The 16,949-nt window shown below is 45.2% G+C and carries 14 protein-coding genes, 2 pseudogenes and 2 riboswitches; of the genes and pseudogenes, 9 read left to right on the top strand and 7 right to left on the bottom strand.

Annotated elements, in window-relative coordinates; translation table 11 throughout:
- Window positions 1–335: 335 nt before the first annotated feature.
- The 3 genes from cimH (at window position 336) to BV11031_RS20135 (ending at window position 3,760) form a co-directional block, all read left to right on the top strand.
- Complete coding sequence (cimH, locus tag BV11031_RS20145) at window positions 336–1,688, top strand: citrate/malate transporter CimH (protein ID WP_039075056.1); 1,353 nt, start codon at window positions 336–338, stop codon at window positions 1,686–1,688.
- A 122-nt stretch (window positions 1,689–1,810) separates the two neighbouring features.
- Entirely contained in the window at window positions 1,811–3,499 is a 1,689-nt protein-coding gene (locus BV11031_RS20140) for a M56 family metallopeptidase (protein ID WP_129550968.1), read from the top strand.
- Window positions 3,500–3,556: 57 nt separating this feature from the next.
- On the top strand, window positions 3,557–3,760 hold the full coding sequence (locus BV11031_RS20135; RefSeq protein ID WP_039075055.1) for a hypothetical protein: 204 nt from the start codon (window positions 3,557–3,559) through the stop codon (window positions 3,758–3,760).
- 13 nt (window positions 3,761–3,773) lie between these two features.
- Here the strand turns inward: BV11031_RS20135 and BV11031_RS20130 are convergent, their stop codons facing one another.
- From BV11031_RS20130 to BV11031_RS20115, 4 genes are all read right to left on the bottom strand, one after another.
- Window positions 3,774–4,613, bottom strand: coding sequence for a polysaccharide deacetylase family protein (locus BV11031_RS20130; protein ID WP_129550967.1), 840 nt, complete (start codon window positions 4,611–4,613; stop codon window positions 3,774–3,776).
- Between the two features lie 102 nt (window positions 4,614–4,715).
- The gene (locus BV11031_RS20125) at window positions 4,716–5,444 is read right to left on the bottom strand and encodes a ZIP family metal transporter (RefSeq protein ID WP_129550966.1); all 729 of its coding nucleotides are present in this window, start codon (window positions 5,442–5,444) and stop codon (window positions 4,716–4,718) included.
- A 102-nt stretch (window positions 5,445–5,546) separates the two neighbouring features.
- Window positions 5,547–6,644, bottom strand: coding sequence for a maltodextrin ABC transporter ATP-binding protein MsmX (msmX, locus tag BV11031_RS20120; protein ID WP_129550965.1), 1,098 nt, complete (start codon window positions 6,642–6,644; stop codon window positions 5,547–5,549).
- Between the two features lie 118 nt (window positions 6,645–6,762).
- Window positions 6,763–7,656 carry a PucR family transcriptional regulator gene (locus BV11031_RS20115; RefSeq protein WP_129550964.1) on the bottom strand — a complete coding sequence of 298 codons (894 nt, stop codon included), beginning with the start codon at window positions 7,654–7,656 and terminating at the stop codon, window positions 6,763–6,765.
- Window positions 7,657–7,838: 182 nt separating this feature from the next.
- Between BV11031_RS20115 and BV11031_RS20110 the strand changes: the two genes are divergently transcribed.
- Window positions 7,839–9,296 carry an aldehyde dehydrogenase family protein gene (locus BV11031_RS20110; protein ID WP_129550963.1) on the top strand — a complete coding sequence of 486 codons (1,458 nt, stop codon included), beginning with the start codon at window positions 7,839–7,841 and terminating at the stop codon, window positions 9,294–9,296.
- A 40-nt stretch (window positions 9,297–9,336) separates the two neighbouring features.
- Here the strand turns inward: BV11031_RS20110 and BV11031_RS20105 are convergent, their stop codons facing one another.
- Window positions 9,337–10,173 (bottom strand): YitT family protein, encoded by an 837-nt coding sequence (locus BV11031_RS20105; protein ID WP_121643613.1) that lies wholly within the window; start codon window positions 10,171–10,173, stop codon window positions 9,337–9,339.
- Between the two features lie 71 nt (window positions 10,174–10,244).
- Window positions 10,245–10,347, bottom strand: a riboswitch (guanidine-I (ykkC/yxkD leader).
- 276 nt (window positions 10,348–10,623) lie between these two features.
- On the opposite strand from BV11031_RS20105, the pseudogene BV11031_RS23420 reads away from it, so the two are divergent.
- Window positions 10,624–10,962, top strand: a pseudogene (locus BV11031_RS23420) (DUF4352 domain-containing protein); the annotation flags it as partial.
- Between the two features lie 623 nt (window positions 10,963–11,585).
- On the opposite strand, the gene galE reads toward BV11031_RS23420, so the two are convergent.
- Together galE and BV11031_RS20090 are read right to left on the bottom strand one after the other, a co-directional pair.
- The gene (gene galE / locus BV11031_RS20095; protein WP_129550961.1) at window positions 11,586–12,608 is read right to left on the bottom strand and encodes a UDP-glucose 4-epimerase GalE; all 1,023 of its coding nucleotides are present in this window, start codon (window positions 12,606–12,608) and stop codon (window positions 11,586–11,588) included.
- Window positions 12,609–12,722: 114 nt separating this feature from the next.
- Entirely contained in the window at window positions 12,723–13,229 is a 507-nt protein-coding gene (locus BV11031_RS20090) for a YbhB/YbcL family Raf kinase inhibitor-like protein (protein WP_121643616.1), read from the bottom strand.
- Window positions 13,230–13,360: 131 nt separating this feature from the next.
- Here BV11031_RS20090 and BV11031_RS20085 point away from each other — a divergent pair, with 131 nt between their 5' ends.
- The 4 genes and pseudogenes from BV11031_RS20085 (at window position 13,361) to BV11031_RS22720 (ending at window position 16,466) form a co-directional block, all read left to right on the top strand.
- Window positions 13,361–14,239 carry a LysR family transcriptional regulator gene (locus BV11031_RS20085; RefSeq protein WP_129550960.1) on the top strand — a complete coding sequence of 293 codons (879 nt, stop codon included), beginning with the start codon at window positions 13,361–13,363 and terminating at the stop codon, window positions 14,237–14,239.
- Between the two features lie 202 nt (window positions 14,240–14,441).
- Window positions 14,442–15,674, top strand: coding sequence for a peptidase T (gene pepT / locus BV11031_RS20080; RefSeq protein ID WP_129550959.1), 1,233 nt, complete (start codon window positions 14,442–14,444; stop codon window positions 15,672–15,674).
- Window positions 15,675–15,783: 109 nt separating this feature from the next.
- Window positions 15,784–15,909, top strand: a complete 126-nt coding sequence (locus BV11031_RS23210) for a hypothetical protein (RefSeq protein WP_052245596.1) — start codon at window positions 15,784–15,786, stop codon at window positions 15,907–15,909.
- A gap of 303 nt (window positions 15,910–16,212) precedes the next feature.
- Window positions 16,213–16,466: pseudogene (locus tag BV11031_RS22720) on the top strand (hypothetical protein).
- Window positions 16,467–16,809: 343 nt separating this feature from the next.
- Window positions 16,810–16,916: riboswitch (SAM riboswitch) on the top strand.
- The last annotated feature ends 33 nt before the right edge of the window (window positions 16,917–16,949 follow it).

The following is a 16,949-nucleotide window of genomic DNA, read 5'->3' as shown; positions in this document are numbered from 1 at the left end:
CAAAAATAAAGCCTAAAATACCTAAAAAGTCCCACATTATGTGACGGATTGTTGTCTATTTTGTTGATGTTTTTTGACGGCTGCTAGGATAAATGACCCTTTATCATCGTACATCAACACTCCGCTGCTTGCGAATAAAATGCTTATCCGGCACCCGCACTCGTTTCTCAGCACTCCGTCATGGACCATTTTTAGTCAGAATGCCTCTTTTCCTTTGGAGCGGGAGAACCCGAAAGGTATAATAGTAAAATTTTAATATATTAATAATTTCAATTTTTTAGTATATTTATTGTAGTGAACTATTTCACTGCATCAAGAATAGGGGAGGTTTTTCAATGGGAGAGCTTCAAACACAACTGCAATTGCAAACGGATACAATTCAAGAAGGGGTTCGAAAAGAGAATTGGTTTGCGAGAGCCATGAATATAAAAGTAGGCATCATACCGCTTCCTGTGTATGCCTTGTTGTTTATATTAATCACTGTTTTTGTGATGCATCACGATGTAAAAAGTGACATCTTGACATCCATTGCCGTCATGGCATTTTTCGGGTTTACTTTTGCCCAAATCGGCAAATCGATACCGATTGTTCGTTCTATCGGCGGTCCGGCCATCCTAGCTACGTTTATTCCGTCCGCTGTCGTCTACTATCACCTGCTGCCAAATGATATCGTCAAATCCACCACAGAATTTACAGAAAACTCAAACTTCCTTTACTTATTTATCGCCGGGATTGTCGTCGGAAGCATCCTCGGCATGAAAAGAGAAACACTCGTAAAAGCATTTATGAAAATCTTTATTCCGCTTATTGTTGGTTCTGTCGCGGCCGCTATTGTCGGACTGGCTGTCGGCACATTACTCGGGCTCGGATTTCAGCACACATTGCTGTACATCGTCATTCCGATCATGGCCGGGGGTGTCGGTGAAGGCGCTATCCCGCTGTCCATCGGGTATTCCGACATCATGCCCATGTCTCAAGGGGAAGCGTTTGCACTTGTTCTGCCGTCTATCATGTTGGGCAGCCTGTGCGCGATCATTCTTTCGGGGCTGCTGAACAGAATCGGAAAAAAAAGACCGGAATGGACAGGCAACGGCAAAGTGGACCAATCCGAGGAAGAGCACCCTGCGCTGGAGGAATCGCAAAGCGGACAGCAAATGTTCAACCTCTCCTTATTTGCGTCAGGCGGTATTCTTGCTGTTTCTTTATACTTAGTCGGCATGCTCGCTCACGACTTTTTTGGATTTCCGGCACCGGTTGCCATGCTGTTACTGGCTGTTCTGATTAAACTGTTCAGATTGGCGCCCGCCTCAATTGAAAATGGCGCGTTTGGGGTGTCCCGCTTCTTTTCAACAGCTGTGACCTACCCGCTGCTCTTTGCGATCGGGGTGTCCATGACGCCGTGGGACAAGCTTGTCGCCGCTTTTAACCTCAGCAATATCATAACCATTCTGTCTGTCGTTGTGACCATGATGGCCGTCGGCTTTTTCACTGGAAAATGGCTGAACATGTATCCAATTGAGACCGCCATTATCAATGCGTGCCACTCAGGACAAGGCGGCACCGGGGACGTCGCCATTTTAAGCGCCGCCGAAAGGCTTGAACTCATGCCATTCGCCCAGGTATCTACCCGAATCGGGGGAGCGATTACAGTATCCTTAACCCTATTGCTGCTTCACCAGTTTTATTGATGCACCGCAAGCAAGTTCTTCGTCAAACGAAAGAGCTTGCTTTTTAGCATATTCCTGTTTTTTCAAGTTCCCGCGCCATGCTATAGTAATAGTTGGAAATACTAGATAGAAAGGACTCTGGCATGCCTATGGGAACACATCTATTTCTCTATATGATTCTCGGGCTGGGACTTTATTTGATATCAGCCCTGGCAGCAAAACTCATTCCGGTCATAGACTTCTGGATCGATATCGTTCTTTGGGTTTGTGTTGCTGTGTATACCTTCTCTCATCAATCATTCATGGACGGCATTGTCTCGATCGCGACCATGTTTTACTGTTACTGGACCGCCATGGATCTCACTGTCTCAAAGCGCGCGGAAACACCAACGGGAGACTGGCAGGAAATCGAGCTTTCCAGAAACAAAACACGCCTCCTATCAGACGTCACCCTGACCGCCGCAGTGTTTGCGGGCGCCATTATTTTTTTCATCTATGGGCCCGACTCGAGCCCCCTCAAATATGTGATCCTTTTGGGCGTGATTTCCGGCGGAGGGGCACTGGTGAAACGAATATGGAATGTCTTCAGTGTAAACGTTTTGTATTCGGCGTCCTTAGAAAAGTTGCACATTAGCTCTCGTTATGAAACCCGTACATACCCGCTTACTGATTTGAAAGACATTCAGCTTGAATCAACGGCTGACCTCTTAAAGCTTCACCCGCTTCTGACGATGTATTCATCCCGTTTGGATCTGACCACAAGCTTTCAGCAGGTCATGAAGCTGTCTCTTCCCGGTGAAACGGTGTTTTTGACGGTGAAGGAACCGCAAAGGTGGAAAGCGATTCTACGGGAATACACAGATTCAGAAAACAACGAGGACACTGTGATTTCTGTTTTGCCGTTTTATCATAGAAAAAATGTGAAGCGGCTGCTTGGGAAGCTTTATTTTGCCGCCAGCGTAAAAGGCGTATCAGCTTACGCCTTATTGGTGCTCGCGTTATACGCATTACATGCCTCCCCTTGGATCATGGGCGGCGCTGTGATGCTGTACTGGGTATTCAACATGTATCTGTCAGACCGTGTTTTGCGGGCGGCAATGGACGCCAGGCCTTGTCATCATCCGCATGTACAGGCAGCGGCCGACAAGATTTTCCGCAAGGCCGGCATTCCTCATGTCCGCATATACGAAACGGAGAGTGATGATTACAACGGAATGGCAGTCGGCATGAATGTCGGAAGGTCAATGGTCATTCTGACAAACGCCACACTAACACTTCCGCAGCGTGTCATCGAAGGGGTTCTGGCCCATGAAGCGATTCATATTAAAAAACGTGATGTTCTGTCGTCACAGCTTTTGCGTTTTCTATATCTTGGAGCCGTCGTTGGCATCATCCTCTTATTTCAGCGGCATGTCGTCCACCCCGAGGCTTACAAAATCGCGCTTTGGGCTTTCATTATGGCAATCATCCTTCTGTTTCAGCTGTATCAATCCTTTTGTTCACAATGGATGGAGGTGCGCGCCGACAACCTTGGCGCATCACTGCTGGAAGGCGGGTACAGCCAAATGGCCGAAGCCTTGAGGATCTTGGCGATTCGGCAGGATGAGGATATACAGAAACAAAGCGCCTACAGCGCTGAGGCAGATGAAGACGAGCTTCAGATCGACTCTCTCACCCGCGATAAAAGCTGGCTTTTCAGGTTCATTGATTTTCAGTTCGCACCACATCCCCCCATGTATTGGCGTGTCAGCACATTATTGTCAAATAAAGGGCACGGGGTGCTGAAGCGCTGGCTCAGAGACCGGCTGAAAGAATCGATCTCTTTGAAGTGAAACCGATCTCCATTTCATCCGTATAACAGATATGGTGAAAAAAGGGAGTGTTGAGAAGTGATTGTGATCATCTTATTGATTATAGCTATTATCGTTTTTCTTTCAGTCATACAGCCGCAGCCCTCGGAAAACAAAAGCCGCCAACAGGCGGACAGTGGTTTTTTCGGTTATTCAGATCATGGCTCGCACCATAATGGATGCGGCAATGACGGAGGCTTCAGCGATTCCGGATGTGGCGGTGGAGGAGACGGCGGCGTTTAAGCGCCGCCTTTTTTTATTTCATCGATTCAATGTACGCGCCAAATGACGCGCCTGACATGCCCGGAGATACGCGCACTCGGTGGAGGGCGTACATTCCCTGGTCTCTCGATGCCGCGCCCGGTTCTGTCGTCACACCCATTTGATAGCCCGTTTCTTCGGCTGCCTTCAGCGTCTCCTCATTGTAGCGCCCTACCGGATAGCTGATCATGGAGGTTTCCTGATGAAACATGTTGTCAAACAGCTTTTTCGAATCAGCCATCTCACTGTACTGCTGTTCAGGCGATAACCCGTTCAGTTCAAGGTGGTCAATTGTATGGCTTTCAATTGATACGCCGTTCTGCGCCATTTCTTTCATTTGGTCCTCTGTCAGATGATGTTGATGTCCGATCGATTTTCCGATCATAAAAATCGTCGCCTTCATCCCGTACTTTTTCAGCACCGGATACGCGTCCTCGTAATTGTCGGTGTATCCGTCATCAAACGTGATCAATACGCATTTCTCACTCGGTTTTTTATCCTGCGTCAGCATAAGATATGCCTCTTTTGGCGTTACTGTCTGATAGCCGTTATCGTGCAGCCACTTCATATGCGCTTCGAATTCTTCCTTTGGGACACGGAGGCTGTTTCCAGAGGAAATGCTGTGGTACATCAAAATCGGCAGCTTTGCTGGTTTCTCTGTTTTGATCCATGTGGATGTATCTTCTTCTTGTTTCTGAACATGTACTGTTTTTTCTTCCGGTTTCTGTTGTTCCGCTTTCGGCATCTCCTGCTCCGCGTTCGCCTCTTGATCAGCGCAAGCCGCCAGAGCCAAGCAGCTCCCCAAAAGAAATATGCTTACCATCAATCGTTTCATTGTTCTCCTGCTTTCTGTCTATTTCTTCCTCCTTTTTCATCGGTTTTTTTCTGGGATTTTCAAGCTTAAAAAACCGGACATGGAAGCATGACCGGCTCACATTTAAGAAAACTGATTCAAAACCAGCGAGGTTAACAGCCCAAGAGCCGCGATTAACCCTGTCATCGGACCGCTGTCTTCGTACGCCTCGGGCATCATCGTCGACGCAATCATCGCAATGATCCCCCCGCCTGCAAACGCCGCGATTGCTGACATTACTTCTTCAGAAGCGCCGTCGAGAAAGAAATACCCTGACCATGAAGCGAGAATTGAAATCATGAGCACCGCGCCCCAAAGCAGCAAAATTTTCTTTCTCGTATACCCGCTGCTTTTCATGCCTGCTGTACTGGACAGCCCTTCAGGTATATTGCTGATAAATATAGCGATCACCAAAAGGAGGCTGACCGATTGTTCCTCAAGAAGACTGGCGCCAATCATAATCGATTCGGGTACAGCGTCCATGACGGTTCCGATAAAAATGGCGATTCCTCCGCCGCTGGCAGCTGCTTGTCCCGATCGTTTTCTATGTGACGCGCCTCTTTTAGAAACCGCGTAATCAAAAATCGTAAAAACGACCGCTCCCGCAATAAATCCGGCGCCTGTCGATACAATTCCGCCTTCAGCCACTGCATCCCCGAGAAGTTCGTAAGCCGCCGCGCCAATTAATACGCCTGTGCCAAAAGCCATAATATAACCGATGATCTGTTTGCGAATCGAAAAAAACATGGACGCCAGCGCGCCCAGCAAAACAGCAGAGCCTGAGATCCCGCCCCACATTGCCGCATGCCACATTTCTATCTCCCCTTTCTTACCAACCACTACCCGCTGCGGTTTTTTCTGTAAACCTTAGAGAAAGAAAAAACCGGACATGTCTCCATGTCCGGTTTTCTGAATCTATCGAATTCTCACTTCTGTCTCACTGTCAAAGAAGTGGCCTTTATTCATATCAAACGCAACCGTCAGCTCATCCCCAGATTGAATATCAAGACGGGCGTCGATCCGCGCAATAAAATCTTGATGATCAATCTGCGAATAAATCATGATTTCAGAACCAAGCAGCTCTGCGACATTGATTTTCGCTTTAATTGAGGAATTCTTATATGACTCCACGACAACCAATTCATCATGAATATCCTCTGGACGGATGCCGAAGATAACCTCTTTCCCGATGTAGCCCTTTTCACGCAGCACCTTCATTTTTCCTTCCGGGACGGTTAATGCAGCAGAACCGATTTTGATGACGCCCTCCGTCAGCTTTCCTTTGAAAAAGTTCATTGCCGGTGATCCGATAAAACCGCCGACAAACACATTTTCAGGGAATTCGTATACATCCTTCGGCGTCCCGATCTGCTGGATTTTTCCGTCTTTCATGACCACGATCCGTGTCGCCATCGTCAGCGCTTCTGTCTGGTCATGCGTCACGTAAATCGTTGTGGTTTGCAGTCTCTGGTGGAGCTTGATGATTTCCGCCCGCATTTGCACCCTCAGCTTCGCGTCAAGGTTTGACAAAGGCTCATCCATCAGGAACACCTTTGCATCTCGCACGATCGCACGGCCTAGCGCGACCCGCTGTCTCTGTCCGCCTGAGAGCGCTTTCGGCTTACGGTGCAAATATTCCTCCAGCCCTAGAATTTTAGCGGCTTCCTCTACCCTTTTTTTGATTTCAGGCTTGGGCATTTTCCGAAGCTTCAGCCCGAATGCGATGTTATCATAGACCGTCATATGCGGATAGAGCGCGTAGTTTTGAAAGACCATCGCGATATCCCTGTCCTTTGGCGCTACATCATTTACACGTTTTCCTTCAATATAAAAGTCGCCTTTTGAAATTTCCTCAAGTCCTGCCACCATCCGCAGCGTCGTTGATTTTCCGCAGCCGGACGGGCCGACGAATACGATAAATTCCTTATCGGCAATGTGAAGGTTAAAGTCATCAACAGCCGCTTCCTTCTGATCATAATATTTAAAAATGTGCTCCATCCGCAATTCAGCCATCTTATATCCCCCTTGTTTTTGTAAACGCTTTCTTAATTCGAGTGTAACAGCATTTCCATATCGTTGAAATGGGCAGGGTTCATAAAATCAGCAACCATTTTTCGTGCAGATTTCCAATTTATTCTGAACCTTCGCTCTGCAGGCAGATAAAATAAGCGACTAGCGCGCCTTTATATGTTTTAATGTCTATCCCCGACCGCTCAATAAATCTATCAATTCGATATTGCAGGCTGTTGCGGTGCAGATGCAGCTGTTTCGCTGTTAACGTCACATTTGAGTTGTTTTCAATAAAGAGCTTGATGGTCTTTCTCAACTCAGGCTCATTTTCAAATAAAAGCTCAGCTTCTTCTGAGAGCTGCGTTTTCAGCTTTTCTTTTTCTGTCCCCAATAATAAAATGGGAAAAATGACCTCAAAGGTCATACTCTGCATCTGTGGCAGCCGTTTTTCAGCAAAGAGAAAATACGTCTGTTCGCGGGTGTAATGTGTACGAAGGCTCTCATCTGTTTCATAAAATCTCCCAGTGTAAAAACGGACACTGAAGTAGAAATCACTCTCAAGAACCTTAGCAAGCGATTCCAGTTCATCCTTCCCCGCCGCCGCTTCACTTTCCTGCTCGACAATCACGCCTCTGTCCTCATGCATCCACACAATCACAAAAGGCACCGGCCAAAAATGGCGAACCGCTTCCGCAAATGACGTCCGCTCTATTTTGCCGATCAAATGAAAATGAACAAATCTCGTCCGCTTCTTGATATTCGCCGGCACTTCCCCTCTCGAAAAAAGAAACTGGAACCACTTGTTTTCTTCCGGCGACTTCAAAGACATTTGATTGATCTCATCCGCAGGCGTCAAAAATGACTGAAGCAGCAATATCTCTTTTTCGCTGATTTCTGTTTTCGGAATGGAAATATATCTCTGGCTGTTCTCATCAAAAAAACATAAATAGCCTTCCTGTACGCAAAGCTCCTCAGACACAATTGAACCGGGATAAATAGCCAGCAGCGATTTCATATGGTCTCCTCTCTTATGTAAGGATCTGTATATCCAGTATAAGGCGAAACACACAGGTTCTCCAATAAAAAAGCGTATATCCGGCACAGGAAGGAGAAACTGAAAGGGAAAGCCGATTCGTTTACATATCGGTCTCAACGGAAATAGAAGAGTAATGCAGGACCAAAGGAGGATGATCATCAATGGCTTTAGAAGCGTTAAACAAAAGTTTTATCAATGGAAAATGGACAGAAGGAGAAAGCGGACGTACGGAGGATATCTTGAATCCATACGACCAGTCTGTGATTACAACAGCATCTCTGGCAACAAGCAAGCAGCTGGAGGATGCGTTTGACATTGCACAGCGGGCGCAAAAAGAGTGGGCCAAGAGCACAACGGAAGACCGAAAAGCAGTCCTGCAAAAAGCACGCGGCTATTTACAGGAAAATCGTGATGACATCATCATGATGATCTCCCGCGAAACGGGCGGAACCATTATTAAAGCCACAATCGAGCTTGAACAAACCATTGCAATTATAGATGAAGCCATCACGTATACCGGTGAATTAGGCGGCATCAAAGAGGTTCCATCTGATATTGAAGGGAAAATCAATAAGATTTACCGCCTTCCGCTCGGCGTGATTTCATCGATTTCTCCATTTAATTTTCCGATGAATTTATCAATGAGAACAATTGCTCCCGCAATCGCGCTAGGAAACAGCATTGTTCACAAGCCTGATATTCAAACCGCTCTTTCCGGCGGAACGATCATTGCGAAAGCATTCGAACACGCCGGTCTTCCTGCGGGTGTCCTTAACGTCATGTTGACGGACTTAAAAGAAATCGGTGACGGCATGCTGACAAATCCAATCCCTAGATTAATCAGTTTTACGGGATCAACCGCGGTCGGACGCCACATCGGTGAAATCGCCGGGCGCGACTTCAAGCGAATGGCTCTTGAGCTCGGCGGCAACAACCCATTTGCCGTCCTTTCAGACGCGGATGTCGATCGTGCTGTAGACGCAGCGATTTTCGGGAAGTTTATTCACCAAGGACAAATCTGTATGATTATCAACAGGATCATCGTTCACCAAGATGTGTATGATGAGTTTGTTGAAAAATTCACCGCCCGTGTCAAACAGCTCCCGTACGGCGATCAAACCGATCCGAAAACCGTAGTCGGCCCGCTGATCAACGAGGGCCAAATCGAGAAAGCGCTGGAAATCATTGAGCAGGCAAAAGCAGACGGCATCGAGCTTGCGGTTGAAGGCAAACGCGTCGGAAACGTACTCACACCGTATGTTTTCGTCGGCGCTGACAACAACAGCAAAATCGCCCAAACCGAGCTGTTCGCCCCGATCGCCACCATTATCAAAGCCTCCAGCGATCAGGAAGCGATTGATATGGCAAATGATACTGAATACGGGCTCAGCTCGGCGGTCTTCACTTCTGATTTAGAAAAAGGTGAAACATTCGCCCTGCAAATTGACAGCGGCATGACCCATGTTAACGATCAGTCTGTCAATGATTCGCCGAACATCGCCTTTGGCGGAAACAAAGCAAGCGGTGTCGGCCGCTTCGGAAACCCTTGGGTGGTCGAGGAGTTTACCGTGACAAAATGGATTTCGATTCAGAAGCAATACCGCAAGTATCCGTTCTAAACGAACAAATCCCTCTGCTTCACCCGCAGAGGGATTTTCTTTATTTCGATATATCAACAAACCCTTCGCCAAACACATCGCGTACGTCATGAACGATCACAAACGCTTTTTTATCACAGCTTCTGATGATTTTCTTCAGCATGGACAGCTCCTGTTTGTTAATGACGATATACAAAATCTCTTTTGATTGGCCCGTATAGCTCCCCTTCCCTGATAAAATCGTCACGCCCCGATCCATCAAGGTATTTACTTGCTCTGAAATCTCACTCTTATGTTCCGAAATGACCGTAATCGCTTTTTTCGTATTCAAGCCTTCAATAATGAAGTCCATCACTTTCGTACCGATGTACAGCATCACGATCGTAAACATCATTTTTTCCGCGCCAATAATAAAATAAGAGCTGAATACCACAATTAAATCAAAGAACAAGAGCGCATAGCTGATATTCCAGTCTAAATATTTATTTGCGATTCTCGCCAGAATCGCAGAACCGGCTGTCGTCCCGCCGACACGAATGATCATGCCAATACCGATTCCCGCAAATACACCCGCGAAAATCGTATTGATGATCAATTCATCAGACGGCGTGCTCCACCCGTGTGTCAGATGGAGGAATAGCGAATTCGCCGCTACGGCAATGATGGTATAGACAGTGGTTTTACCGTCCAGAAACTTGTAGCCGATTAAAAGCAGAAACGCATTTAAGATAAAGTTCGTTATCCCAGGAGACCATTCAAATACATAATACAAGATCAGCGTAATCCCAGTGACCCCGCCTTCCCCAAGGTCATTGGGAATCGCAAACAAATTCACCGCAAGCGCGAAGAAAAAAGCGCCAATTACAAGCATAAGCACATCCAGTATTCTTTTTTTCATCACGAAAACACTCCTTCTCCAGATAGTATCAACAAAAAAACCCAGGAGTACGCTCTCGCAAAAAGAGCAGAAACTCCTGGGCTTTTATCCCACCGTGTCACAACAGCAAGGCTGTTATGTGTTTTCTCTCGGTCACAGTCCAATATGCATTGCGGAACCCTAGAAAACCATTGTTTTTATCATATCTTCTTTACTTTCCAATATTAGCATTATAAGGGACGGTGTGAATTGGTTCAAGGGGTATTTGCGGAGATTTATTCATTAGGTTAAGAGAAACAAAAAAGATCATTATCTGTTAATAAATGAAAGATTCGGCCGATATGATAAAAAGTACCTTTTTAATAAGATATAAATTAAAATATTTTTTCCGATTTATCATTGACTACATGAAAATATATAGGCAAAATAGAACATATATTTAAAGAAATTAATTACATAGGAGGAAATATAATGTCAGGAAAGCTACTACACTGTAAAGCTTGCGGCCAAGAGATCGCAAAAGGTGTTAAGAAATGTCCGAATTGCGGTAAAGATCAACGTAACTTTTTTATGAGGCATAAAATCATTACGTTTATTCTAGCGATAGTAGTCATTATCATTCTTGCAAACATCGGAAACAGCGAAGACTCTCAAGCTTCTACTACAACCGGCTCCGATTCTAAAAAGTCAACAAAAACAGTACAAAAGGCTGATATAGAAAAACTATATACTAATGCCGATCAATTTAAAAATTATAAAGTCGATCTGTATGTAAAGGTTTTTGACGTTGAACAAGACGACGATGGCACATACCTTCAAGGCTATAACAATCCGGAAAAGTTAAGCAAGAATACACTTATTATGAGCGACGACTCTGATTTAGATATTAAAGATGACGATATTATTCATGTCGTCGGTACGGTGAAAGACAAATATGATGGTGAAAACGCATTGGGTGGTTCTGTTTCAGCGCCGAGAATCATTGCCGATTCCATTGAAAAAAGCGACTATGCAACAGCTTTCGCCCCAGCTCAAAAAACAATTAACGTGGATAAAACACAGAACCAGCACGGATTTGCACTTACGCTTCAAAAAGTTGAACTTGCGGAAAAAGAAACTCGTCTTTATGTTAAGATAGAAAACAAATCACAAGATGAAATCAATTTTTATGACTTCAATGCCAAAATCATCGCTGATAATAAACAGCTTGAGCGTAAAGACGACCTATCAAGTTATCCTAAAATTCAAAGTGAAATCTTACCAGGAGTTAACACTGAAGGGGTTATTGTTTTCCCTAAAATCGAAAGCAAAACAGCAAAAATTATATTAGAAGGATCTTCCGAAAATTACGATATAACAATCAATCCATTTACATTTGAAGTAAACTTAGATCAATAGAAAGAAGGACTGGGGGAAACCCCCAGTCCTTTTGTTTATGATTTTACACTCTTATACCCATTCACATTAGAAGACTGCCATCTCCAGGAATCGGCGCACATTTCCTCAAGGCCGCGTTTTGCTTCCCAGCCCAGTTCCCGCTTGGCTTTTGCGGGATCTGCGAAGCAGGTCGCAATGTCTCCAGGGCGGCGGTCCGCAAAACGGTACGGAACCTCTTTTCCTGACACTTTTTCAAAGGCTTTGACCATTTCTAGCACGCTGTAGCCTGTGCCTGTTCCGAGGTTGTACGCTTCGGCTCCTGTGGTGTTCAATACTTTTTCCAGCGCTTTGACATGGCCTTCTGCGAGGTCAACGACATGAATATAATCGCGTACGCCTGTCCCGTCTTTTGTCGGATAGTCATTTCCGAATACGCTTAATTGCTCCAGCTTGCCTACCGCTACCTGCGCCACATATGGCATGAGGTTATTTGGAATGCCGTTCGGGTCTTCACCGATCCGTCCGCTTGGATGCGCGCCGAACGGATTAAAGTAACGAAGCAGCGCAACGCTCCACTCATTGTCGGCTTTATATAGATCACGCAAAATTTGTTCCAGCATAAGCTTTGTCTGTCCATAAGGATTAGTCGCGCCTAACGGAAAGTCCTCCGTAATCGGCGATGTTTCCGGAATGCCGTAGACTGTCGCGGACGAACTGAACACGATTTTTTTAACACCGTATTTCTCCATGACCTCACATAACATAAACGTTCCTGTGAGATTATTATGATAATATTTGAGCGGAATCGCAACAGACTCACCGACTGCTTTTAACCCCGCAAAGTGAATCACAGCTTCAATCTCGTTTTCCGCAAAGACTGTTTCTACCGCTTCCCGGTCCAATAGATCGGCTTCATAGAACGTTACATCTTTTCCTGTAATCTCCTTGACGCGGTTCAGCGCCTCAGCCGAACTATTCGACAGATTATCTAGAACGACAATCTCATAGCCGCTATTTAATAATTCAACACATGTGTGACTTCCGATGTACCCCGCGCCGCCTGTAACAAGTATTGCCATGATGTATAACCTCCTAAAGAGAATGTATTGTTTCCTATTATAAAGTTTTCAGAAGCTTTCCACATCCATTTTCAAGAAGTTTAATCGTTTATTAATCATTTGTTCATATTCTTCTTACACCCTTGCCAGTATTTCAATAGAGGTCTCAGCGAGAATGTGCCCCTTCATTTCCTGATAGAGATGATTCATATAAAAGCCCTGCTGAAGATTCAGCTCTGTGTCTAAAGCATAGACCGTCAGCGTGTAAGCATGATCCTTGTCAGGCGGTGTCGGCCCGCAATACTGATGAATCACCTTTGGATTGCAGCTTCCCGCAAGCGGTGAAGCAAAGCTGTTTTGCCCTTGTATCATCAAGTCCTGTCTTTCCTCGCTCGCATGCTCAGGAAGCTCTGCGATGCGCGCCGGAATGTTTGCCGCTGTCCAGTGAATCCAGCTGAATCCGCATACGGGAATGGCGTCATGATCAATGAAAGTAAGCGCGAGCGTCTTTGCGCCGGGCGGGACGTCCTCAAAACGAATCGGAAAGGATACAAATGGATTCCCTTCTCTTTTATATTTTTCATCAGTGTATTTTGAAAACTTGTCATGTAAATACGGATTTGCTTCTACGTATATGTTCATATATGAATCCCTCTCTCTATTTTCTCATTCTATAGGTATACTAAACGAATGGATGTATAATCAGTGAAAAGCAAATGCGTATGTTCACTTAACAATTTGTTATTGATTACTTGCAGTGAAGGAGATAAGTTATGGATTTAAAATGGCTGCAAACCTTTATCGTCGCAGCGGAATCAGAGAACTTCAGAGAAACGGCTGAGCGTCTTTACCTCACCCAGCCGGCTGTTTCTCAACATATACGAAAATTAGAAAATGAACTGGACATGCGGCTGTTTTTGCATCCCGGGAGACGCGTCGTCCTGACTGACGAAGGCAGGCTGTTTCTGCCTTATGCCAAAGAAATGATCCATGTATACCAAGCGGGAAAGCAAAAAGTCAGCCAATGGAAGCAAGGATACAGCCGTTCACTTACACTGGCCGTCCATCCCTACATTGCGTCCTATATCTTGCCTCGTTTTCTCCCGGCTTATATCCAAAAACACCCGCATGTTGAACTTTCAACTCATGTGGCTGGATCTGATGAGATCAAAAAAGCGGTGGAACAAAATGAAGCTGATATTGGTTTGTCGCGGAAAGATCCGAACGCAAACACGCTCTATTATCAGCACATATGCGAAGGCACGCTGTGTTTGGCGGCTCCTTTCCAGGAAAACACGACTGCTGATGCTGCTTCTATCTTCAGCCATTTTCGGCTTCTCACGCATGATCACCCTGCATATGAGGATGCTTTTTTATACAACATCCGTTCACATTACCCTCACCTTCAAACGATGGCTGCCGGGCAGATTGATGCGGCTGTCCATATGATAAAAGCGGGAATGGGGGCATCATTCCTCCTCACCTACATCATCAAGCAGGAAGAGGCAGAAAAAAAGCTGATGGCTGTAAGCACGCCCCCGCAACTTAAATTGCCGGCGTCCCAGACGTTTATTATGTGGAAAAGAAACAACGAGGACATTCAGCACTTTCACGCTATGTTACATGACTTTATGCAGCGCGAACAAGTATAGCATCTGAAAAATCAATCTGCCGGTTGACGTTTTCTTTTCCGATATTCGCTATGCTTCATGCAGAAAGGATTTGATGACATGGCGATGAGCCCCTATATTCCAAGACCGACACAGGCAGTCGTGTTTGCCATTCGTAACGGTATTGTGCAATAGAAATGTCTCGCCCCGCCATGATAAGATAAGACAAAGGAGATGATTGGAAATGAAAGAAGAAATCATGAAACGGTTTACTACATACGTAAAAGTCGATACACAGTCTGATGAATCGGTCGACACCTGCCCTTCCACACCCGGCCAATTGACGTTAGGAAATATGCTTGTTGATGAATTGAAATCAATCGGCATGCAAGACGTAACCATTGATGATAACGGCTATGTCATGGCGACTCTTCCCTCCAATACAAATAAAGACGTTCCGACAATCGGCTTTCTCGCCCATGTTGACACCGCCACAGACTTTACCGGCAAAAATGTCAATCCGCAAATCGTTGAAAGCTATGATGGAAAAGACATCGTTCTGAACGAAAAGCTGCAGGTCATCCTGTCACCTAATCAATACCCAGAGCTAACTGGCTATAAGGGCCACACACTCATCACCACAGACGGCACAACCCTGCTCGGCGCGGACAATAAAGCCGGGATTGCCGAAATCATGACAGCCATGGATTACCTCATCAAACACCCTGAAATCAAACACGGCACCATCAGAGTCGCCTTTACGCCGGATGAAGAAATCGGAAGAGGGCCGCACAAATTTGATGTGAAACGATTCAATGCGTCCTTCGCCTATACAGTTGACGGCGGCCCGCTTGGCGAGCTTGAATACGAAAGCTTCAATGCCGCTGCCGCAAAAATCACAGTCAAAGGCAACAACGTACATCCCGGCACCGCAAAAGGAAAAATGATCAACTCCGTGAAAATCGCGATGAAGCTCAACAGCCTGCTGCCGGCAGACGAAGCGCCTGAGTATACAGACGGCTATGAAGGTTTCTACCACCTGCTCTCCATTCAAGGAGATGTAGAGGAAACAAAGCTGCACTACATTATCAGAGACTTTGACAAAGAGAACTTCCAAAGCAGAAAACAAACGATGAAGCGTGTCGTCGAGGAATTGCAAAACGAATACGGACAAGACCGGATTCAGCTTGATATGAACGATCAATACTACAACATGAGAGAGAAAATCGAACCTGTCATCGAAATCGTCAACATTGCAAAGCAAGCGATGGAAAACCTCGGCATCGAACCAAAAATTTCTCCAATCCGCGGCGGAACGGACGGTTCCCAGCTGTCCTATATGGGACTCCCGACGCCAAACATCTTTACCGGCGGAGAAAACTTCCACGGCAAATTCGAATACATTTCAGCCGATAACATGGTCAAAGCCGTCAACGTCATCATTGAGATTGCAAAGCTGTTTGAAGAACAGGCATAATGCCTAATGCCAAAGCCAGTCCAAAAAAGGACTGGTTTTTTACGTGAAAATGAAACATTTCTCATGCGTCCTCCGTAAAACAAGTATCAACGGTTGAGGAGGAGAAACAATGACAAAACATGCAATTGCTGCAAAAAGTCTATTAAAAAAATGGTTCATGACCCGTCCGCCTATCATCCAAAAGAAATCAAGCGCATTTCAAAAAATCAGAAAAATGTTCAAACGCTTCTTCTAATCAGTCATCCCATTCCCCAAAACCACTATCTGCGTTTCCTCGTACCACCCAAATGCTCCGTGATTTGGGTTTTTTGTGTTCAATGGCGCAAAATAGGGTATACATCAAACAAGCACGAAAAAAACATCCAAAAACAGGCAATTGGAATCACGTAAATTTAGGTTAAAAGTAATATAAAGGAATTTATTTTTCTGTCGATAGTAACGATAGAACCAATCATCAACAAGAGAAATCACCATGATATAAGACTATTTTCAGGCTATCAGGTTAGACTGTTTTAGAGGGGCAGCTATGTAACATTGGATTTATTTTGAATTTTTTGAATACTTTTTGACCATTTATCCGTACAATAGAGAATACCAAAACTTTTTTGGGAGGTATGTAACATGATCCTAGTTGTTATCATCGCATTATGCGGCTATCTTCTTTTTTCTTTCAGCAAAGACAATCGCCGCAAACCGCAAAAGACAAGCCCTCAGCCAGCAGCCGCACCTCATCAAAACAACCTAATCGACCTTGACGCCATCCGCCAAAAACGCCGGATGCATCTTTCCTAACACGATATTTCAACTGAAAAGGCTGCTGAATCACGCAGCTTTTTTCTTTTCCATTTTCACTATAAGAACAACCAGCAGTATTTCTATCGCCTACTATCCGCAATCACTTAGCAATGAGCCATTTATCTATGAGTCAACATGTAGAGGTATGATTCTCAGCTGAAGGATAGGATTCCTGTCATTTGCAGATTGCAAACGAGGTGGATGTGCTGAATTACACGCCCATTCGCTAACTGCTAATATCTTATGTAGCGACAAAGCCGAAAGTATTTTCTGAAAAAGTATTGACAATTGATCCAAAAGTAATAATATTAAGATAATTGAAATGCAAATATGACGTTTTACCTTATCAAGAGAGGTGGAGGGACTGGCCCTATGATACCCGGCAACCGCTGTTTCAAACAGAATGGTGCTAAATCCTTAAGAACATTGCGTTCTTGCAGATGAGGCGGAGATTTGATTATTCAAGCTCTTCCTTACTCA

The sequence above is a fragment of the Bacillus vallismortis genome (assembly GCF_004116955.1).
Lineage (GTDB): Bacteria > Bacillota > Bacilli > Bacillales > Bacillaceae > Bacillus > Bacillus vallismortis.
Note: the sequence above shows the minus strand (reverse complement) of the source record. Positions and strands in the feature narration are given on the sequence as shown.